The sequence below is a fragment of the Pseudomonas sp. SB113 genome (assembly GCF_040754745.1).
GTDB lineage: Bacteria > Pseudomonadota > Gammaproteobacteria > Pseudomonadales > Pseudomonadaceae > Aquipseudomonas > Aquipseudomonas grimontii.
On record NZ_JBFMHW010000021.1, the window covers coordinates 88114 to 108262 of the forward strand.

General features: G+C 53.5%; 17 protein-coding genes. 9 read left to right on the forward strand and 8 right to left on the reverse strand.

Translation table 11 applies throughout. From position 1 onward, the window contains the following. Window positions 1-129: 129 nt before the first annotated feature. From AB1462_RS23900 to AB1462_RS23920, 5 genes are all read right to left on the reverse strand, one after another. Window positions 130-1614, reverse strand: coding sequence for a hypothetical protein (locus tag AB1462_RS23900; protein WP_367248049.1), 1485 nt, complete (start codon window positions 1612-1614; stop codon window positions 130-132). Between the two features lie 439 nt (window positions 1615-2053). After that, window positions 2054-3196, reverse strand: a complete 1143-nt coding sequence (locus AB1462_RS23905) for a hypothetical protein (protein ID WP_367248050.1) — start codon at window positions 3194-3196, stop codon at window positions 2054-2056. 581 nt (window positions 3197-3777) lie between these two features. After that, entirely contained in the window at window positions 3778-4911 is a 1134-nt protein-coding gene (locus tag AB1462_RS23910; protein ID WP_367248051.1) for an MFS transporter, read from the reverse strand. A gap of 215 nt (window positions 4912-5126) precedes the next feature. Next, entirely contained in the window at window positions 5127-5567 is a 441-nt protein-coding gene (locus AB1462_RS23915; RefSeq protein WP_367248052.1) for an Lrp/AsnC family transcriptional regulator, read from the reverse strand. 208 nt (window positions 5568-5775) lie between these two features. Further along, complete coding sequence (locus tag AB1462_RS23920; RefSeq protein ID WP_367248053.1) at window positions 5776-6405, reverse strand: LysE/ArgO family amino acid transporter; 630 nt, start codon at window positions 6403-6405, stop codon at window positions 5776-5778. Between the two features lie 433 nt (window positions 6406-6838). On the opposite strand from AB1462_RS23920, the gene AB1462_RS23925 reads away from it, so the two are divergent. Genes AB1462_RS23925 through AB1462_RS23940 form a run of 4 tightly spaced genes read left to right on the forward strand, consistent with a single transcriptional unit; the run spans window position 6839 to window position 11571 of the window. After that, on the forward strand, window positions 6839-7798 hold the full coding sequence (locus AB1462_RS23925) for an ATP-binding protein (RefSeq protein WP_367248054.1): 960 nt from the start codon (window positions 6839-6841) through the stop codon (window positions 7796-7798). Continuing rightward, window positions 7737-9044, forward strand: coding sequence for a hypothetical protein (locus tag AB1462_RS23930; protein WP_367248055.1), 1308 nt, complete (start codon window positions 7737-7739; stop codon window positions 9042-9044). The genes AB1462_RS23925 and AB1462_RS23930 overlap by 62 nt, the downstream gene beginning before the upstream one ends. Next, window positions 9041-10906: a hypothetical protein gene (locus tag AB1462_RS23935; protein WP_367248056.1), complete on the forward strand. Its 1866-nt coding sequence runs from the start codon at window positions 9041-9043 to the stop codon at window positions 10904-10906. The genes AB1462_RS23930 and AB1462_RS23935 overlap by 4 nt, the downstream gene beginning before the upstream one ends. 8 nt (window positions 10907-10914) lie before the next feature. Beyond that, window positions 10915-11571: an OmpA family protein gene (locus tag AB1462_RS23940; protein WP_074847689.1), complete on the forward strand. Its 657-nt coding sequence runs from the start codon at window positions 10915-10917 to the stop codon at window positions 11569-11571. 65 nt (window positions 11572-11636) lie between these two features. Here the strand turns inward: AB1462_RS23940 and AB1462_RS23945 are convergent, their stop codons facing one another. Together AB1462_RS23945 and AB1462_RS23950 are read right to left on the reverse strand one after the other, a co-directional pair. Further along, a complete protein-coding gene (locus tag AB1462_RS23945) occupies window positions 11637-12785 on the reverse strand; it encodes a hypothetical protein (protein ID WP_367248057.1) in 1149 nt (382 codons plus the stop codon). Between the two features lie 28 nt (window positions 12786-12813). Next, window positions 12814-13623, reverse strand: coding sequence for a ubiquinol-cytochrome C chaperone family protein (locus tag AB1462_RS23950; protein ID WP_090399686.1), 810 nt, complete (start codon window positions 13621-13623; stop codon window positions 12814-12816). 23 nt (window positions 13624-13646) lie between these two features. On the opposite strand from AB1462_RS23950, the gene AB1462_RS23955 reads away from it, so the two are divergent. Next, window positions 13647-13928: a hypothetical protein gene (locus tag AB1462_RS23955; RefSeq protein WP_159440106.1), complete on the forward strand. Its 282-nt coding sequence runs from the start codon at window positions 13647-13649 to the stop codon at window positions 13926-13928. Window positions 13929-13943: 15 nt separating this feature from the next. Here the strand turns inward: AB1462_RS23955 and AB1462_RS23960 are convergent, their stop codons facing one another. Continuing rightward, window positions 13944-14201, reverse strand: a complete 258-nt coding sequence (locus AB1462_RS23960; protein WP_259194206.1) for a hypothetical protein — start codon at window positions 14199-14201, stop codon at window positions 13944-13946. A 119-nt stretch (window positions 14202-14320) separates the two neighbouring features. Between AB1462_RS23960 and AB1462_RS23965 the strand changes: the two genes are divergently transcribed. The 4 genes from AB1462_RS23965 (at window position 14321) to AB1462_RS23980 (ending at window position 20072) form a co-directional block, all read left to right on the forward strand. Continuing rightward, entirely contained in the window at window positions 14321-15196 is an 876-nt protein-coding gene (locus AB1462_RS23965; RefSeq protein WP_090399681.1) for a WYL domain-containing protein, read from the forward strand. 458 nt (window positions 15197-15654) lie between these two features. Next, window positions 15655-16587, forward strand: a complete 933-nt coding sequence (locus tag AB1462_RS23970; protein ID WP_090399679.1) for a chemotaxis protein CheV — start codon at window positions 15655-15657, stop codon at window positions 16585-16587. 75 nt (window positions 16588-16662) lie between these two features. Beyond that, window positions 16663-17778 (forward strand): HD-GYP domain-containing protein, encoded by a 1116-nt coding sequence (locus AB1462_RS23975; protein ID WP_090399676.1) that lies wholly within the window; start codon window positions 16663-16665, stop codon window positions 17776-17778. Window positions 17779-17909: 131 nt separating this feature from the next. Beyond that, complete coding sequence (locus tag AB1462_RS23980; protein WP_090399675.1) at window positions 17910-20072, forward strand: methyl-accepting chemotaxis protein; 2163 nt, start codon at window positions 17910-17912, stop codon at window positions 20070-20072. Window positions 20073-20149: the final 77 nt, after the last annotated feature.

Below are 20149 nucleotides of genomic sequence, written 5' to 3' on the forward strand. Positions count from 1 at the left end.
AAGTAAATAGCATTCGCTTTTGTAGATGCTCGACGTCCGCTCCTGGCCGATTTCTGTCTGCCACGCCAGGCGGGAGTCGGCCAATAGCGGAAAGTGCCCACTAGATCTGTCCTCTTTCTGTATATTCCATTAGTTATAGTTTTTTGCCTTAGATGCCAACGAAGCCACCAGCAGGCCTACTGATATCAAACCAAAAAATGACATGGCTGCCCCGATCATATTAAGTGCTTCACTGGCCTGATTTATTTCCAGTATCGAGACATTCGTATAAGACTGAAAGGAAAATGTAATCGATCTTAACGCATCGCTATAGGTGCTAGAGTCTTGCTTGAAATAACCGAGTGACGAAGTTATAGAAATAATAGCTATTGAAAATAGTATTATATTAAAAGGTCTCTCCCCATACCCCCAATATAATTCTTGTATAGACATCCATAAGTAACCAATCAGCGCATATAATCTGCCCCCTATTCCGGTGGTAGACTTAGCACTTGAGAAAGTTTCCCACCTGTGTTTTCGGTCTGATTTCTTCTCTGTCAAAAAATGCTTTCCAGCCAAATCAGGATACCCTAAGTGTGAAAAAATCATTTTTGCAGACTTGTGGAAGTTTTTCTTTTCATTGGGTGAGGAATTGAATATATCAGAATATTCTAAGCGACAATCTAAAAGCTCGGTAGCAGACAGCTTCAGATCAAGTCGCCGCGACCTTATCGAAGACATGTCAAGCTTTGAGTTGCTCAGCTCAATCTTGTGATCGCCATGCTCAAACTGACAGGAAGATAAACCGCCGTTTTTTACGGTAATTTCAACTGAACATTGATGAAACGTTATCGCGTGAATCGAACCAAAAACTTTGAAGTTTCTCAATGTGGAAAATGCGATAATTTGAAAGCTGGTGATGATTGGAGAGATAAGCGTCAGGTTGTCAATGTTTGTAAATTCGAGATTCTTTTCTCCCACTACACCGTCTGCTATTTCTACTCCGCCTCCACCAAGCTTGAGCAGTTCGAGCCTCGGTGGAGCCTTTACAAAAGGCATTAACTTTAATGAGTCCGCGGTAAAGCTTGGCATGAATAATGGTATGTTGAGTTGTATGTTTGAATTACTGTTCAAATAGTCTGAGGATTTTGATGTTCTTCCTGAAGGCGTAAAGAACAGAGCGATACCCCTGATGTCTTTTAGCTTGTTAGGAAAAGCCCATTCCATCCTGGAATAGGCCCAATCAATATAGCTTATAAAAAAAACCTGTCTCAAAATCTTAAAGCGAGCTGTATTTCCAGATTCGTTTTTTCCAAAAAACTCATATCTTACAACTTCATTGGCGGGGAATTCTTTAAAAATTGAGACTCCCACGTCGTGTTCGATATACGTTGCATTTTCTCCGTAGGATTTTATGAATCTGGACGGGCCGTGAAACAACAAATCTGCTTCAGTCAATCCAACCTGTTCAGAAAGCCATAAGGAAAAATAAGGTAAACTATCAAACAAGAATGCGACAATCCTAGGGAAGTCATGCTGTCGCCTCCAATTATTAAAGTCTTCATCCTTCCAGAACAACCAGTCACTTGGCGCAAGCTCAATATTTTCTGTGTACTGCTTACTACTTGCTAACATATTATCTTTCCTTGTGGATCGAAGAAGACACGCTCGTACATTAATTTAAGCCAATAAACTTTTAATCAAAAGTTGTAGGATGTCTACTTACTATATCAACGCTATCATTTTGGCATGACAGCCGCGCTCATAACCTTGTCTATTTTCTCCAGCCTTCTCACTGAGATCAGCAAGGATCGTTGACCGGCCGAATTGGGCACGTTGCACTTCATTGGTAAGCAATAGCTTCAGTAGCCCCCCTCGCCAGCCGCGGTTGATTCGCGACAGATCGGGGGATTTGCTTAAGAAAAAAATGGGAAATATTGATTATGCAGACTGTCCGCTTTTGGCCGGAAGCTACAAGGGGAACTGAGTTATTAATCCACCTTCTACGTCTTGCTGATCGATATCACCTTCTCCCTCGCGGCTAAAACCCTGAAGAAAATTGTGCCAGTTTAAATCAGACGGCGTCTGCATCGATTGAAGTAATAAATTGCCGAGACACCAATGATTTATCACTATGTTTTGATGTCATTGACATACTTAAAGGGTCGAAATCATTCTGAGTTATCTCTTTTGCTAAAAATAAGTCTTTAGGCAATGGTGTCTCTGCGAACGGATTGTAGTATAGGTGTAGACCATCTAGATGAGTTTCTCGGTGATTCGAGGGCTTGCATAGCGTAACGTCTGAACCACAGACTAAATGGCCGTTAAAGTATCTATGGGAAAATATATCGTGACCGGATTCAATTTCTACATGATGCTTACCTATCCTGTCCAAACCCTCTTTTACCATAAACTCTACGACACCCATTTCTCGGTATCTTGTGGACTTCACAAAGCCATCAACATTCGTACCTATTAGAGCTTTGCTAAACATTCCTACGGTTGAGAAAATTATCGCGCTAATTTCCTTGTAGCTATCGTTTGTGAATATTCCGAACTCGACTGGCTTACTATTTTCGTTTAGTGCTCGATGAATGACCGGTCTGCCATTACCTGTTTTGCTGTCGACACCGTATAGTGCACGATTAATTGCGATATTATTTTGAGAAAATGACAAGTGAGTATCAAAAGGAGCTACCGCTAACACAAATGGATTGCCCTTGACGTGATCTAGTGACGAATATGGGTGCTTCTTTTTTCCTGCCAAGAATAATTCGCGCTTATCCCTTATTTTGCCCACCAGCTTTATTGCACTTAGATCATAGAATCGTTCATCATCCAATCTATTTTCAGCAACTCGCCCTTTTGCACTGTGATATTCGATCGCTCCATTAGATCTATGATTAGAGGTGACCGCCTCAATATTTAAAATCCTACCCGACGAATGAATTAAACAAAAATCCGGGCTTTCCTTTGAGTAGTCAACCTTAAACCCAAGATCAGCGAAAGCTTTATTTAGATATAATTCCCAAAAGCTGGAGTTGAATGACAACTGAAATTCTTTAACAAATTTTTTCCACTCTTTTCTGCGCTGACTGAGACCGGCAGACCATTCATTTATATTATCTCTGGCCTGTGCGTAACAGGCCTGATCGATTATATTTTTGACATCTGGGTGTAAATTTCTCTCTTCAACTTCAAGCTTGAATAAATCCATTTAAATTAACTCTCTAAGACGCGATGGTTACGTGTTTTCTGTAGGGACGCAGATCTTACCTCATAGGCGAAAAATTATTTAGAGCCTGATCGCTGACCGGCTACTATTGGCCGGGTTCTGCCGTTCACCACCTTCAGCCTCCTATCAAGCGCAACCTGTATCCCGAGAGCCGCAGGAAGATCACCCCCAAATCAAAGATGAGAAGCAAAGGCGTAAAATCGATTACAAGCGCCAGGCCAGAGCGTGGATATCTCGTGGGGTATTCCAGTTGGTATTCCAATCAAAAATAAAAAATAAATTTATCTTAAATAATCAATGCCATAGGATGTCAATTCAGATTACCCCGGCACTTCATCATCTAAAGACGCCCACGGACGTCTTTTTTCGTGCCTGAAATCCAGCAAATACAGGAGCTTCAGCACTACTTGGCTCCGCAGAGTTTTTTTGAGTTCCAGCCGCCAGGATATTCCAAAGGGTGTCCCCGCCTCTCCGACCGTCAGCTCAAGACGGAGAGGCCGTGAAGGCGCAGCGATCCGCCTAAGCCTTTGCAACTGAACCAAAGAAGTCCAAGACCTCCCACGTTACAAGAAAGCGGGCTCTGTCCGAGCGCGAACGCCGGCGGAAATCATCAGGATGATGGCCGGGACAATCACCACACTGGCCGATAGCATCGCCCCATTGAACCCGGCCACATTCAGCGCTCCTGCGCCGATCATCACACCCAGCCCGATCGCGCTATTCAGCACAGCTGTATGGATTGCCGTGGCCGGTACGGTGTGATCACCGGCAATCCTCAAGACCCAGGTCTGCAGGCCGGTAAATAAAGCGGAAATGGCCACACCCCAGATCACCAGCAAGATAACCACCGGCGTGATACCCAGCAGAGGACCATAAATGCCCAAGGTGGCCAAGGCCAATGCCATCGAAATCAACGCTATCAGAATGAAAGCGTTCAAGTAGCGATCAATAAAGAGCGCACTCAGCAGGTTGCCCAGAAACCCGGCGGCACCGAAGGCGAACAGCAGCACGGCAATTAGATATGAAGTGATACCGGGCACCTGTCCAATAAAAGGTTCAACGAAGGTGTAGGCACCAAAATGAGCCGCCGCTGTCAGCCCGGTGATCACATAAGTGATCAACAGATCCTTGCGCCGCAACACCGTTGAAAAGCCAACCCCCTTGGCAAGCGAATCAATCTGCAGGGGGGGAAGCACCAGTGCTATCGCACCGGCGCTGGCGACACACATCAACGCCAGGCACATAAAGGCTGTGCGCCAACCATCGTATTGGCCCACCAGATTGATCAACGGAACCCCCATGACCGTGGCGATCGTAATACCGCCCAACACAATCGAGGTGGCTAGCCCCATGCGATGCAGCGGCACAATATGCGCGGCACTGGCGGCCACGATTGCCCAGAACACGCCGTGAGCCAATGCGCCGACGGCGCGGGCGCCAAGCAGCATCGAAAACTCGGCGGATAACGCCGCCAGTCCGTTGGATACGGCCAGCATGAGCATCAACGCGATCAGCAGCGTCTTGCGGGAGATCCAGCGATTCAGCCAACTGGATAGCAAGCCGCTGGCAGCCCCGATCCATGCGTACAACGTCACCGTCAGCCCGACGGTAGATGGGGCTTGACCCAGGTCGGATGATATCTGCGACAACAAACCAATGGGGGCGAACTCGGACGTCACCATCGTGAAAGAAGCCATACACAGCACACTGACTGCACACCATATTCGCAAAGCTGAGCTGGCCATCGGTAATCTCCCCCCCTGTTCACTGCTGAGTAATCGTGAACGTACCCCCCAGCCCCCAATACGGCGTGTCCTTGACTCGTCCCAAGTCCAACAGTCGACGAATCACATCAAAAGACTCACTTTTTCACTCAATCCGGCAGGGGAAGTATCTCCTCTGAATCCGGTCCCTATTTGTCGAAAAATACCAGTTTTCTTCTTTCGATAGGAACCGATAAGACGATGCTGGTGCGCGTTTCGCCGTAGTTATTAACCTTCCCGATAATGCTCTCAAGGTCTGACATTGACTTGGCATAGATCCTGATAAGGTACGAGTCATCACCGGTGACGTGCAGGCACTCAACGACTTCAGGTATGTCGTTGAGGGTTGCGATCAACTTATTTTTTGATGGCTTAAAGGTCGTCATGCCGACAACTGCCGATATTCCAAACCCGAGCTTCGCTGGATCAACCTGAGCACCATAGCCAGAAATGACTCCGGCATCTTCGAGCTTTCGCAGCCGGTCCGTTGTGGCGGGGATGGAAAGACCTGCGTGCTTTGACAATTCGGTAATGGAGATTCGCCCCGAATCCTGCACCACACTCAAGATTTTTATGTCTATACGATCCATGAAGGCGCGCCCTGAAACAGATGAGTACTTTAACGAGAATCCTATATCATCAACAAAAAAATAACGCATTAAAAACAGGGTACACCTGCCTATTTTCCAGCGCATACTCCCTGCTAAACAAAACCGACTACACTTTCAGCTCTTCCGCAGCTATTACTTAAATAATGAATAACTGCAATATACAATCATGGACAGCTTCACATGAAACTTATACTTCTATGACAAGCATGATACCGACCACCACTTGATACGCAGCAAGAACGGTTATGGTAGAGCCGGAAAAGTAGTTGATCAGCTTGAGTTTTGACTCGGACATCCTCGTCTTGAATGCAGAAGAAAAACCGCTTAACCCAAGCCACCACACCGCGGAGCCTAGAAATATACCGGTCACCATTGACCACATAGAATATTGGCCTTGGTCGCCGACCATGCCATCGCTCATTGACGCGAATAGGGCGATGAACGACAAAATAGTCATCGGGTTCGATAAGGTCAACAGCAAGGTCGTCGAATAAGCCTTCATAATACCGGCCTTTTCGCCTGACAAAGCGGTGGCGGGCTCCTTCGACCTTATCGTCTGGTAGCCGATGTATGCCAGGAAAAGTCCGCCGAAAATGCACAACCAGGGTTTTAACGTAATCAATGTTGTGATAATTGCGGTGATCCCTAGCGCGCCTATAAAACCATACATTGCGTCGGCGGTTGCTGCTCCTAATCCCGTTGCAAAGCCTGACCGCCAGCCACGCATAAGGCTCCGCTGTATACATAAAAAGCCTATTGGACCAACTGGAGCGGCTATGCACAGCCCAACGATCATTGACTTCATAAAGATGAACATAATACCCCTCCGCATTTGAGCTTATAGATTAGATACTAAACACCCCCAGACAAATTAAATATTCATCTATTTTAATTAGTTTATATAGATTTTTAAGGCGACAATTAAGCACCGCCTTATTTATTAAGGAAAACAAAAAAAAACGTCAGATAGCGGATTTATTCACTGAAAAGATTTCCACGTCGGTCCGTCTATTCTTGAAGTTCCCCAGGTGGCCTTGCTAAAGCTTACCCACCCCACGCCGATAACGGAGTGCAGCCCTATCTCACACACGGACGTGTCTCTTGCCCTTAGCCAAACGCCCTTCCCCACCCTTCAGCACTCAAGCACAGCTGGTTGCCACGCATTATGTCGCCCGGTTGTTCGGCACGCCTTCCGCGCCTGGAACACCTATCCGCCCCCAATATTCCTGATCGATCAAAGGCTCGAACCTATGGCAGCGAATGATTATCTGCGCAACAAGATACGCCCCAGCTTTCTTGAAGGTCTGGATGCCGAGCCAGCGCCAGCGGCTACGCCCGCCAAGACGGAATTTCGGTGTGTCGAACCGCGTTTTACGCTGGAGCGCGATGTTGTGATGTCCACCGAGCTCAAACAGCAGTTGGCGGAGGCTGTTGCAAAGATCGAGCACTACCGCACGATTTATATCGAATGGGGTTTCGCCGCCGCAGACCCGGCCGGCAAGGGTACGATCCTCAACTTCTATGGCCCTCCCGGCACAGGAAAAACCCTCACCGCCGAGGCGTTTGCCGGCAGCCTGGGCAAGAAGATCATGCTGGTGAGCATCGCCGACCTGGAAAGCAAGTTCATGGGCGATACCGCCAAGAACATTGCAAGCGTGTTCCGCAGTGCCCAAGCCGAAGACGCGGTGTTGTTTTTTGATGAAGCCGACACCTTGCTGGGCAAGCGTTTGTCCTCTGTCACCCAAGGTATCGATAACGAAGTGAACGCCATGCGCTCGACCCTGCTGATTGAGTTGGAGCGGCACGAAGGCGTGGTCATCTTTGCGACTAACTTTGCGAAAAACTACGACGCTGCCTTCGTCAGCCGTATCTCTCAACACGTTGGTTTCGAACTGCCGGGCGAGCCGGAGCGGCTGGCTATCTGGGCGAAGCTGTTGGTGCCCGGTATTCCGCTGGCTGACGCGCGGGAGACGCTACTGAATTCAGCAACGCACCTGTCGGCAGGGCTGTCAGGGCGCGAGATGCGTACCTGCATGCGCCTGGCGCTGGCCAAGGCAGTCCGTATCCCGGATCAGCCTGCGCTGGCGCAAGCACATTTGCAGGACGCCATCAAACAGGTCGGCAGTGCCATGGCACAGATGCAGGCACATGGCGGCAAAACCAACACACCAACATTGGAAGCAGCCCGCACGTTATTGGGCGTGCGCTGAGGAGCGAATCATGGGTCTATGGAACTGGGTCAAATCAACCGCGTCCTCTATTTACGAAACGGTGAAGGAGAAAGCCGTTGCTACGGTCAATTGGCTGGCCGACAAGGCGGAAACGTTTGTCGGCGATGTGAAAAACATCTGGCAATCGGTAAAGCCTTATCTGGCGCATGCACGTGTTGCCCTGACGACGCTGGCGAACCTCGCGCCATGGCCGATCGTCAAGTGGATGGCGCTGGGTCTGGAGAAGGTCCTGGGTTTCCTCGAAAACATTGAAAGCCATCCGTTGATGACCAAGCTCAAACAGGCCATCGACTGGGTCATACAATCCGCCAGGAATATCCGGGAGAAGGTGCTGAACGATATTGAGATCAAAGAAGCCGAAGCCCGGGCGCAAGTATTCAAGGAGGGCGCCCCGCAGGTGCCCGCCGCCGAGCGCGGCGTAGTGAAAATCGCTGAACTCATCAACGCTTACATGTTGACCAAGGCCAAGATCCAGCGTGTGGTCAACAGCGAGCAGTTTGCTGATTTCAACCACTACCTGCGTGTGCGTGCCGCCCAAAAGCTGCTGAATTTCTACGAAAGGCGCATGACGTCCATCGAAAACCTGACCGACGTCGATGCCGACATGATCGCGCTGATGGACATCTCTACCAGCTTGCTCGATGAGACACCGACCCTCACCCTCGAACAAACTCAAACCCTGAACGAACTCACCACCCTGCACTTCGGCAAGCCAGTCGTGCCGTTCGTCTTCGAGGAGATGACCCTCGCATGGGGCGCAGATCTGCGCCGCCTTGAGGTCCAGTGGCAAAAACTCAACCAGGACCTGGCCCGCGACAAAGTGCTGGCCAAACGGATGTCCATGGCCAGCCGCACCGAAGCATTGAGCGCAGAAGAACAAGTCGTCCTCAACGACCTTGAGCGCATTGTGAGTCGAGACACCCAGCGACTTGAAAACCTCGACGTCAGCATTCGAGAAAAACGCTACTACGTGTATGCATCGGAAGGCTTTCTCCAGCTGCTGGAAAAAGATGAGCAACAGTTGATTGCCGACGACCAGGAGTATCTGCTCGACCGCAGCGAGGAAGTCGGTTCACTGATCGCCCGATGCGCTCAACAAAACCTGAAATGGGCCTCCCTGAGCGAAAGCGAACAAGCGCTGCTGATCGACTTCGGTAACATTTTCGAAAATGACTGCCTTGCTCGGACCGAAGCCGCTCTTCAAGAAGTTGAGGTAGGCGTGTGAATAACGAATTAGTGAGTTTTTTACTGCCTCGGTTTGAACCCTTGCAGATGTTCTTCTTCCTGTTCATCACCGGTGCAACCCTCCTGACGGGATTGATGGTGGCTCTGCGAGCGAACGAGCACCACTGGGAAAAGAAGTGGCAAGGGGGCAAGTTGGGCGCCTCGGGGCTGCGCGCGGATCATGGTTCGATCCACGACCTGAGTGAAGCCGTCTCGACCACTGCCGAGAAAATCGCCGGCATCATGCCCGGGATGCTCTTGGTGGTCGGCTTGCTGGGCACCTTCCTGGGTCTGGGCATGGCACTCGATCACGCATCGACTATTTTGCAGAAAAGCGGCAATGCCTCCGTGGGCGCCATGGGCGGCGCGATGCAGGACATGACCGCGATGATGCAAGGGCTGGGGACCAAGTTCAAAACCTCCACCTGGGGCATCATGGCCTTCATTTTACTGAAGGTATGGGACTTGCTCCTGGGCTATGAGGGTCGCCGCCTGGCTTGGTGCATCACACAAGTCAAGACGCAAATGTCGACCTCTGAGCAGCAACGCGACAGCGCCCGCGCCGCTCACGACGCCTTCCTCCAAAACTGCATATCCAGTGCGGCCAAGTACATGACCGGCGCGCTCGGCAAACAGGTCGACACCTTCAGTGAACTGATGCAGCAACAGGCCAATCGGCGCCACGGCACTGACGCCGAACAACGGCAGTTATTGCAAACCGGCTTCGACAGCGTCAGTACCCACATCAGTGGTCTGGCGAACGGCATCAACGCCTTACTGCAAAGTGAGAGCAACAGCCAGCAGATCGCCCGCGAAGGGCAGGCGATCGTCCGCGAAGCCGCAGACACAGCTCAACGCACCGAACTAGCCCTGAGCGCTTTGGCCGACAGCAACAAGCAACATCTGCAAACAGGTTTTGCGGGGCTCGACACTCGTATTGCCAACGTCACCGAGGGCATCGGTACGCTGCTGCAACGCCACACCGAGAGTTTGCAGGTGCATCGCGACACGCAAGATGTTCTCAGCCAAATCGCCACGTCAGGCAAACGCACTGAACAGGCGATGACCACGTTTACCGACAACAGCCGCGACAACCTGCAAGCGTTGCAAACGGCAGGAGAAACGATGGGCGACGCGGCCGGCAAGGTGGGCCAGTCCGCTGCTGAACTGCAAGTCGTGGTGAGTGCCTTGAAGGGTCAGATGGCAGAGGTCATGAATGGCGTCAAAGCGGATTTGAACAGCACGCTGGCCACCATGAACAAGGACTTCAGCGACAACCTGCACGGCATGGGCGCGCAACTGGAAAGCGCCACCACAAAACTGGGTGACGTGATGGAGGCCGTCAAGACTGACCTGGGTTCGAACATCAAGACCATGAACCACGACTTCGGCACCAACCTGGTCAACATGACCACCAGCCTGGGACAGGCGACCGGGAATATTTCCAAGGCTATCGACAGCATGTCCGGCACCGTCAGCCAGGCCATGGAAGAAGTCGCCACCAACATGCAGAAAACTGCTATCGCGCAGGAAAAGACCACGTTGGAGTTCGAGATGGTGAGTGAGAACCTGAATACGAACATCCTGGCGATCCAGGGCGTGGTGCAGAAACTGTCCAAGGACATTCTCAGCGGCCTTAAAGCCGTATCCGAAAGCGGCCAGCGCATGGTCTCGCTGGATCAACGTTACGGCAAAGTCTCGGAAATGCTGATCAAGGTCCCCGAGTCCCTCGACGCTCTGGCGAGCGTTGTCACGCGCGCGCCTGTGGACCTGCAACCCCTACTGCAATCCGTGAATCAGTTGACGGGTGTTGCCAACAGCATCAATAAATCAGTCACGGCCCGAAAAGCCGTGAAAGCCTGAGCGCCCTCATGAAAGAGAAACCAAGCGAGTGGGTATCCATCTCTGACCTGATGGCAGGCGTAATGGCCGTGGTGATGCTGCTGTTGGTAATGTCGGTATTGCAGAATCAATTTGCCGAACTCAAGCGCCAGGAAGAGCAAAACCAAGCGGGGGTGACCGAGCAGGAAAAGGTCACCGGTCTATTGCAGGAGATGAAAGCCGCCCTGGATGCACAGGGCGACTCCGGGTTGGTTTCGTTCGACCTCGCCGGTAACAAGATGACCCTGGGGGACAAGATGTTCGCCCGGGGCAGCGCATGCCTGACGGATGAGGCCAAGCGCGAACTTCGCCTCGTCAGCCCACGCATCGCCACCTTCTTTGGCAGTTCGGGTGACGCCCAGATACTGGTGGAGGGGCATACCGACAATACACAGGTCGCACGCCCGGTGACTGACTTCGTCAAGTTCTGCACGGTCTACGACGACAACTTCACACTGTCTGCCGCAAGGGCCAGAGAGGCGCGCAAGTTGATCATCGAACTCCTTGAACCAGGCCAGGCCAAGCGCGTCATCGTTGCCGGCTATGGGGATTCGCAACCGCTGCCAGAGCTTGATCCGGCGGACGAACACAATCGGCGCGTAGAAGTGCAGTTTGTGAATCGCCGGGATTCGAACAAGCGCATTTGAATCGGCCGCCGCACCGCCGACAGACACTCCCTGTCGGCGACGTGGCACACCGGTGATCAGGAAGGCTAAGCGGTACGGGGCTGATAGGCGCCGATAAACTCATTGCCCCGCATCTCTACCGTCAACACGACCGGCGATTGCTGTTCAACCAGCAATTGCTGCATCTGTCCGATCTCGCTGATTGCACCTGCCATAAACAACGGTAGCGTCTCCTCCTCCCACTCTCTTAACGACAAGCGATTCGCCTGGATCGTGGATTGAGAATCCAGATAAGAAGAAAGATTTTTCGCCCGCGTCTCTACGGCGTCCTTGAAGCCGGACAAGTGCCCGTTCTCTCCCAGAAACTGACTCGTCACACGGCTCAGCGTCGTTTGACGTCGCTGAACCAGAGCGCTTTCGCCAGGAAATGAGGCCAGCAATCGGCACGCCGCTAACCGGGTTCCCATACACAGTTTCCACTCTTCTGCGCGGGCGTCCGATTTGCTCTGCATCACTTTCAATGCAGCGGTCAATCCAGCCGTGGTTTCAAACATGCCGGGCGCTTTATGCTCCGTCGCTTCCTTGGCCAGTGTGACCAGTTCGCCTTCCAACTGATTGTGGATCGAGCCCAGATCCAACTCGATGTCCTCCAGCTTCTGCCTGATCGCCGGGCTCAACTCACCGGCCAGAACCAGCGGTGCAACCTGCGTCAGGTAATTCAGAGCGCCTTTGACAATGGACTTGCGCCCCTCGACCAAGAACGTCGAGATACCCTCGACGCCCGCCTGAATCTCGCTCAACTTGGCGCTGATGTCGGCCAGGTGCTTTTGAGCCACCACAGCAGACGCGATCTGGAACATTGCTGCAGAACTGACCAGTTGCTGAAGCTTTTCAGGCTCAAACAACCTCGCATGTTCCTTGATATGTCCGCCTTGTATCGAGAAGGCTCGAAAGCCGTGGCCATCTGCGGCCGCCGCGAGAGGACCGTCGATCACCACTTGCATGTATCGGGACTGGGCAACATCGTTCGCGACGATCAGATTGGGGAGTGTTTGCAGCAACGGGCCCAAACGGTCGATGCCCAAACGAGCGGCATCAACCTTTTCAACGCCGGCAGGAATGATCTGCTGCGCCGCCAACGTAACGCTCATCAACGGCTTTTCGGCGGACTTACCGATCAACCAGGTTGGCCGGTCGTTGCTTCCAGAGCTCGGCAGCGTGAGGGTGTTTTCCATGACAGGCTCCAGATTCAAATGAGAGGGTTCATTGCGCCAGGCCTGCCCCGCATTCGCTGCAGAATTTACTGGTTTTAGGGGTGGGAACCTCACAGGACGGGCAAGTAACCAACGCGCTTTTTTGCCGAATGTAGGCGATCTGCACAACGCAAGGCACCGTCACCCGATAGGCCTGACTCGTCAGGGTGTGAGCGCCGGCGATACCCGACAGCGCTACGCCAATCGGGCCGAAGGCCAACCCCGCTGCTCGACCCGCTATCAGGCTGGTGCCGGTGGCCAATGCGCCCCCCATTGCCAGCCGGGCGAACGCACCGGTGGCCAGAAGAGCAGCCTGTATGGCAGCAGGGCCACCGCGGCGTATGGCGGCTTGAATAGCAGCGTATGACACGCCCAAGGGGCCCGTTTCATTTTGAAAGCCCTTGGAAAAGTCGGCCTGTTCCTGGGCCGACATTTTCTCCCAGGCATCGGACAGCAGCTTCTCCAACACCTTGAGCTCCATGCTCGCAACCGGTTCATTCTTGCCACCAGTACCGCCCACATGGCTGAGCACATCGGCGACGATCTCAGCATAGGGCACACCGTTGCGGCGGAACAGGTTGACGAAGCTATTACCGCCAAAATGTTGCAGCTCGCGAATCAGCAGGAGCAACACACCCCTGGAGAACTTGTTCTTCTTCTTTGCCGACTCCAGTGCTTCGCGTACCTCGCTGGCCATCGCCAGCCGTCCCTTGCCAGAGTCGGTCAGGAAATCGACCAGCACGATTACATCGACTGGATCTGCATCGATAAGCATCTGCAGCAGATCGCTGTCCCCATTGATATCAATCTCGCTTTCCATCAACCATCCCCTGGAGTCCGTTCATGCAAGCCGCAATCAGCGGCCTATTTATCCCTAACTTATCCGCAGCGCGTGGGAAAACTTTAGCCGGTCAGAGGGGCGGCGCCCTGAACTGCGCCGCCACCGTTTCAAACCACCCTGCCGCGCGCATTTTCAGAGCTGTGTTGCCACACTTCGGACAGGTGGCCAACCAATCGCCGGGCATCAATGCATCGCTGCGCGGTGCGATGGTTTTCTTCCAATTGCAGTCTTCACACACAAACGTGAAGGGTCTGGGTTTTATCGGCATGGATGTGTTCTCCTGATAATAATGCCGCGAACTATTCTGCGATCGGAATCAGCGCTTGCAGCAATTCCAGCTTTCGCTGCAACTGCGCGACATGCTCCCGCTCCGCCCGCAACGCCGAGCGCAGCTCGCGGTTTTCCACCTCCCAGATCTGTGCCCAACGCAAATCCTTCTGATAATGGGCGACCATTTTCCAAAGCTCGCTCAACTTTAAACAGTGCTGTATCAACACCAGCAGGATGACGCCCATCACCACCAGTGCCCCCGTCGAAACCACTTCCGACATACTCATGTTTACGTCCTTTACTGTCTTCGATGAATTCCGCTGACAGAGACACGATATGTAGTGATTCACGACAGGTCTAGAATGTAGACTTATACAGGTAAAGTATTCACACACATGGAGCGGGTATGAAACGCAAGCAATCCATCGAGCAAGTGCGCTGGGACCTGGCACTTCGCTATCGCTTGATCGAGACAGTCGCCTGGTGGGAAGGCCGGCTGACCACGGGCCACTTGATCCAGAGCTTCGGCATCAGTCGCCAGCAAGCCTCCAAGGACATCAACACCTACATCAACGAACATGCGCCCCGAAACTTGACATATGACAAGCAGCGCAAAGGCTACGTCCCCAGCAAACAGTTCAAACCGCTGTTCATTGATGACAGCGCCAGCGCCTACCTGCACCTGCTTTACCAGAACAACGAACGGGCGCCGCACATCGACGGGCTGGCCCTGGCCTATGCGCATACCAAGGTACTCGAAGTGCCGGACCGGCCAATTCGGCCCGAAGTCTTGCGCCCATTGCTCGCAGCCTGTCGCGACGGTTTGCGCCTGGAAACCGAGTACGTTTCGCTCAACACCCCAAACGTGGAAGTCCGCCTGATTGCCCCGCACACCCTGGTGTACACCGGCATGCGCTGGCATGTGCGCGCCTATTGCGAGAAGAACCGCCAGTACCGGGATTTTGTGCTGAGTCGCCTGCGAGGTGAGCCGGACCTGCTTGACGCATCACAGAACACCCGGGAGCTGGACGAAGACTGGAATACCGAAGTACCCATCATCTTTACCCCCGATGGCCGCTTGAACGCTGCGCAACAGGCAATCATCGAGATCGACTTCGGCATGACGGATGGGCAGTTGGTGGTCGCCAGCCGCAAAGCACTGGTGAAGTACGTATTGCGCCGCTATCAGGTAGACCCGAGAAACCAGGCGACCAACCCGGAAGCCCAGCAGATCGTGGTCAGCAATATCAAGGAGCTGCGGCCGTGGCTCATGCATGATTGAATGTTCGTTCACAGATTGACGCCGTGAGCCGCGTGCAACCCAGGCGTCGAGCCGTTAAGTCGAGGATGGCCGCTCATACAGGTAGGCACGTGAGCAGGCCGCGCCGGGGTCGGTAGGGTTGTTTGTGGGATTGGGAGGCGCAGCACGAGCCTTCGGAGTTTCCTGCAAGATGTCGCGATCTTGCTGAACTGGCGCGCACCTCGCCACAACGCTAACTTCCCCAAGCCGCTGCTCCTCAGCAAACGGCTTTCCAACCTTAATCATTCTCAACACTCAAACTAGCAAGTTAGCCAACTAACTAATTTCAAACATCCGCCTGAATAGCTAATCATCCGCGCTGCCATTGCTTTAACGATAAACCTCAAAATTATTTTGCCTTCACATATATTTTACATTCCCACACATATGCTAATGTCATTACGACATCAACGCTGTTCAATCAAACTAAAGGGGTGCGTATGGCAGGTGTAATGGCATCCGTTAACAGTCGTACACAACTGGTCGGCCAGAACAGGCTGGAATTATTGCTATTCCGCTTCAACGACCAACAGCTGTATGGCATCAACGTCTTTAAAGTCAGGGAAGTTATTCGCTGCCCCAAGTTATCTCTACTACCAAAGTCTAATAACAACATCTGTGGCGTTGCCAATATACGCGGCGCTTGCATCCCTATTCTAGACCTCGCGATGGCAACAGGGCTGCCCGGCATCACGGATAAAGAAAGCGCCTTTATTATACTTACGGAGTACAACAACCGCGTTCAAGGCTTCCTGGTCTATGCGGTTGAGCACATCGTCAATTTGAACTGGGAAGACATTCATCCGCCCCCCAAGGGCAGCGGTGACAACAATTACCTGACGGCCGTTACCCGTACCGATGATCGCCTGGTCGAAATCATCGATGTGGAAAAGGTGCTGACGGAAATCTCGCCCTCATCCGAAGAAATATCCATTGGCGTGGTGGATGACACGGTCACCCAACAGGCCAGGCACCTGCGTGTGCTGACCGTGGACGACTCGATGGTGGCACGTAAACAGGTGACCCGCTGCCTGGAGACGGTAGGCGTCGAGGTGGTCGCCTTGAACGATGGGCGCCAGGCGCTGGATTACCTTCGGGCCATGCTCGACGAGGGGCGCAACCCGCAAGAGGAGTTTCTGATGATGATTTCAGACATCGAAATGCCGGAAATGGACGGTTATACCCTGACCGCCGAAATCCGCAGCGATCCGCGCATGGCCAAGTTGCATATCGTGCTGCACACCTCCCTGTCGGGCGGTTTCAACCAGGCCATGGTCAAGAAAGTCGGGGCCGATGACTTCCTGGCGAAGTTTCGCCCGGATGACCTGGCAGGTCGCGTAGTCGCGCGAATCAAGGCCGCGATCCCTATCTGAAAGGCAAAACGAAACAGCTCAAGCCAAGGAGGCTGATGAGAAACGTATAAGAAGAACATCAACAGAGGGCATACCATGTTGAAGTGCAATGAACTCAATCTTCAGGCGCCTGACGGTGAGGCAAAGCCCTTCTGGCGGGACGGCGCACCTTCAGAGGGGCCGTGCGCCTTGGGCTGCGGTGCTGAGCCGGCCACTCCCGCCCAAACAGTTGCGCCAGCCATCCCCATCATCCCCACATCCATGCAAGACGAATTGGTCGCCGCACAGGAAATCTGTAGCCGCGCCAAGACCGCCGTTGTCGAAATGTTTGGGCATGCCCGCATGGGCCGGGCCCTGGAGCTTGAAAACGTCAGCGCACTGGTGGACGACATTTCCAGCTCGATCGCCCGCCATCCCAACGCCCTTATCAGCCTGGCACGCCTGAAAAGCATCGACGACTACACCTACATGCATTCGGTCGCCGTGTGTGCGTTGATGATTGCCCTGGGTAATCAATTAGGCCTGTCCCCCGCAATGATTCGGCGCGTCGGGATGGCCGGGCTGCTGCACGACATCGGCAAAATGGCCATACCGGGCGCCGTTCTCAACAAGCCGGGCCGCCTGAGCAGTGACGAATTGCAGCTGGTGCGCACCCATCCACTGGAGGGGGAAAAAACCCTGCTGTCAGCCTCGCAGATGTGCGAAATGGTTGTGGATGTGTGCCTGCATCACCACGAAAAAGTCGACGGCACCGGCTACCCCCATCAGTTGGTGGGGGACCAGATCAGCCTGGTGGCCCGGATGGCTGCGGTGTGCGACGTCTACGATGCAGTCACCTCGGACCGCTCCTACAACCAAGGCTGGGACCCCGCCGTCGCCATCCAGCAAATGTCCACATGGGACGGGCATTTTGATGACGAAGTATTCCGCGCCTTTTTAAAGTCCGTGGGTATTTACCCGGTCGGCTCCATCGTTCAATTGAAAAGTGGCAGTATCGGCGTAGTGATAGAACAACATCCCGACTCTTTATTGACGCCAAAAATCAAAGTGTTCTTCCTGCCCGTTCTAAATATCTATGTAACACCGAAAATAATAGACCTGAGTGATCCCGCCCAACCCGACCGAATTGTCGCGCGGGTACCGTCACAGCGTTACGGTTTTAAAAATACCGAACGTTTATGGCTTGATGAAGAGATGCCCAAAGAGCATTAAGCAATCCCCAGCGCTGTACCGCATGTATATGCCTAAGCAGCCAATGATAAACATTATGCCTTGTGCAAAAAAAGTACCGGAATGTCGACATTCGATGATGTTGGCGATTATTAGCATGGGCAGGAAATATCATGAAATTCAACTCATTGCAGACTCGAATTTGCTTCACCGCCGGACTCTGCCTGTTTATCTCGTGTGCAAGCCTGGTCTTATATGGCCTGTACTCCTCATCGGCCAATCAAACCTATGTGGGCACTGAAGTTTCAACCCTGGTTGAAAGCGCCACCATCCGCGAAGTGCAAAACCTCGCCGAGTCGCGTGCCAATGCCATCCAGGCGAAACTGCAAAACGCTCTGGATTCGGCACGCACAATGGCCAATACGCTGGGGGCGAGTAAAAGTGCCCAGAGCCCGCTGACCCTGGGCCGTGAGCAGATCAATACGATGCTGCTCAGCGTGCTCAAGGACAACCCCGACTTCAACGGCACCTATTCATGCTGGGAACCGGATGCGCTGGACGGCCAGGATCAAGCCTTTCGTATCAACGAGGGCGGTAACAATCCGTTGACGGGCCGCTTCACCCCCTACTGGACACGCAGTTCAGATGGCCATATCGCCGTGCAGCCGCTGGTTGAGTACGACTCCGATGCCCGCCACCCCAATGGCGTGTTGAAGGGCGGCTGGTATTCAGGCCCACGGGACACCCAGAAGGAAAGCGTACTGGACCCGCTTCCCTACGTGGTGCAAGGCAAAAATGTGTGGCTGACCACGCTATCGGTCCCCATCACCGCCAATGGCAAGTTCTACGGCGTGGTCGGTGCTGACTTCGACATCTCGTTTATCCAGAAACTCAGCGAGCAAATGTCCGCCGACCTGTATAGCGGCAAAGGCTCCGTGTCGATCCTGAGCAATCAGGGGTTGGTGGTGGCCGACAGTAAACACCCGGAACTCATCGGCCAGTCACTGAAAGCCTTGCTGCCCGGCACGTGGGAAAAAGTGTTGGCCAATGTGCAGAAGGGCCAGGGAGACAGCCGGCTCAACCCGGACTCCCAGGAAATCGAAGTGCAGATGCCGATCAACCTGGGTCGCACCGGCAAGCCCTGGGCGATCGTGATCCACCTGCCCAAGGCGGTGGTCATGAGCCAGGCCATGGCCCTGGAGCAGGAACTGCAGTCACGCGGCGTCAAGAGCAGCATCTGGCAAGTCTCGGTCGGCGTGGGCATCTCCCTGCTGGCATTGCTGGCGCTGTGGTTCGCCACGGCGAAAATCGTCGGCCCGATTCGTGAAGCCGCCGCCCTGGCCGCCAACATCAGCCTGGGTGATTTCTCTCGTCGGCTGGTGCAAAAATCCGAAGATGAAGTCGGCCAGCTGTCCTTTGCCTTGAATGATATGTCGGAAAGCCTGCAACGCCAGGTGCGCGTGGCCGAGCGCATTTCCGAAGGGGATCTGGATCTGGAAGTACGCCTGTCCTCGCCCAACGACACCCTGGGCAAGTCGCTGGAAAAAATGGTCGGCAACCTGAACAGCTTGATTTCCCAGGTGCAGGCCAGCGCCACGCAAATCACCGGCAGCTCCGCGCAGGTCACCGAATTGAGCCAGTCGCTGTCCGACGGCGCGTCGAATTCTGCATCGTCCATCACCGAAATCAGTGCAGTGATGACCCAGATGGCGGCGCAAACCACCGACAACGCCGCCAATGCGAAAAAGGCCGACGAGCAATCCCAGGCCTCGCGCGCCGACGCCGGGGAAAGCGACAAGCTGATGAGTGAATTGATCGCGGCCATGGCGGAAATCGACAACTCAGGCAAAGACATCACCGCCATTATCACCACCATCGACAACATCGCCGCTCAAACCAACCTGCTGGCGCTGAACGCGGCCATCGAGGCGGCACGTGCCGGCGAACTGGGTCGCGGTTTTGCGGTGGTCGCCGATGAAGTCAGGAGCCTCGCCGCCCGCAGCGCCGAAGCCGCCCAGCAAACCGCCGCGCTGATTGCCGACTCTTCGACCAAGACGCAACGCGGCATGATCATCGCCGGCCGCACGGCCGACTCGTTGAGAAATATCGTCACCGGCACCAGCACGGTGTCCAGCCTGGTGTCGTTGATCTACCAAGCCTCCAGCGAACAGGCTTCCGGCCTGCAGCAGGCGAGCATCGGCCTGGAGCAGATCGACGAAGTCACCCAGCAGAATCAGGTCAATTCCCAACAATGCGCGGAGGCGGCCAAGAACCTGTCGGAGCGGGCCAACTCGATGCAACAGGGCCTGAGCCGGTTCAAAGTCAAAGCCTCGTAATACCTCACGCGAAGCCAGGGGGACGTCAACCTCCTGGCCCAGCGACATAACCCACTCCCATTCATGAAATATTAAGA

Excerpts from the sequence above, each read along its gene's own strand:
- AB1462_RS23900 (WP_367248049.1), bottom strand. The coding sequence starts at position 1,614 with ATGTTAGCAAGTAGTAAGCAGTACACAGAAAATATTGAGCTTGCGCCA.
- AB1462_RS23940 (WP_074847689.1), top strand. The coding sequence starts at position 10,915 with ATGAAAGAGAAACCAAGCGAGTGGGTATCCATCTCTGACCTGATGGCA.
- AB1462_RS23905 (WP_367248050.1), bottom strand. The coding sequence starts at position 3,196 with ATGGATTTATTCAAGCTTGAAGTTGAAGAGAGAAATTTACACCCAGAT.
- AB1462_RS23950 (WP_090399686.1), bottom strand. The coding sequence starts at position 13,623 with ATGGAAAGCGAGATTGATATCAATGGGGACAGCGATCTGCTGCAGATG.
- AB1462_RS23960 (WP_259194206.1), bottom strand. The coding sequence starts at position 14,201 with ATGAGTATGTCGGAAGTGGTTTCGACGGGGGCACTGGTGGTGATGGGC.
- AB1462_RS23965 (WP_090399681.1), top strand. The coding sequence starts at position 14,321 with ATGAAACGCAAGCAATCCATCGAGCAAGTGCGCTGGGACCTGGCACTT.
- AB1462_RS23975 (WP_090399676.1), top strand. The coding sequence starts at position 16,663 with ATGTTGAAGTGCAATGAACTCAATCTTCAGGCGCCTGACGGTGAGGCA.
- AB1462_RS23980 (WP_090399675.1), top strand. The coding sequence starts at position 17,910 with ATGAAATTCAACTCATTGCAGACTCGAATTTGCTTCACCGCCGGACTC.
- AB1462_RS23930 (WP_367248055.1), top strand. The coding sequence starts at position 7,737 with ATGGCGGCAAAACCAACACACCAACATTGGAAGCAGCCCGCACGTTAT.
- AB1462_RS23915 (WP_367248052.1), bottom strand. The coding sequence starts at position 5,567 with ATGGATCGTATAGACATAAAAATCTTGAGTGTGGTGCAGGATTCGGGG.
- AB1462_RS23920 (WP_367248053.1), bottom strand. The coding sequence starts at position 6,405 with ATGTTCATCTTTATGAAGTCAATGATCGTTGGGCTGTGCATAGCCGCT.
- AB1462_RS23910 (WP_367248051.1), bottom strand. The coding sequence starts at position 4,911 with ATGGCTTCTTTCACGATGGTGACGTCCGAGTTCGCCCCCATTGGTTTG.
- AB1462_RS23945 (WP_367248057.1), bottom strand. The coding sequence starts at position 12,785 with ATGGAAAACACCCTCACGCTGCCGAGCTCTGGAAGCAACGACCGGCCA.
- AB1462_RS23970 (WP_090399679.1), top strand. The coding sequence starts at position 15,655 with ATGGCAGGTGTAATGGCATCCGTTAACAGTCGTACACAACTGGTCGGC.
- AB1462_RS23925 (WP_367248054.1), top strand. The coding sequence starts at position 6,839 with ATGGCAGCGAATGATTATCTGCGCAACAAGATACGCCCCAGCTTTCTT.
- AB1462_RS23955 (WP_159440106.1), top strand. The coding sequence starts at position 13,647 with ATGCAAGCCGCAATCAGCGGCCTATTTATCCCTAACTTATCCGCAGCG.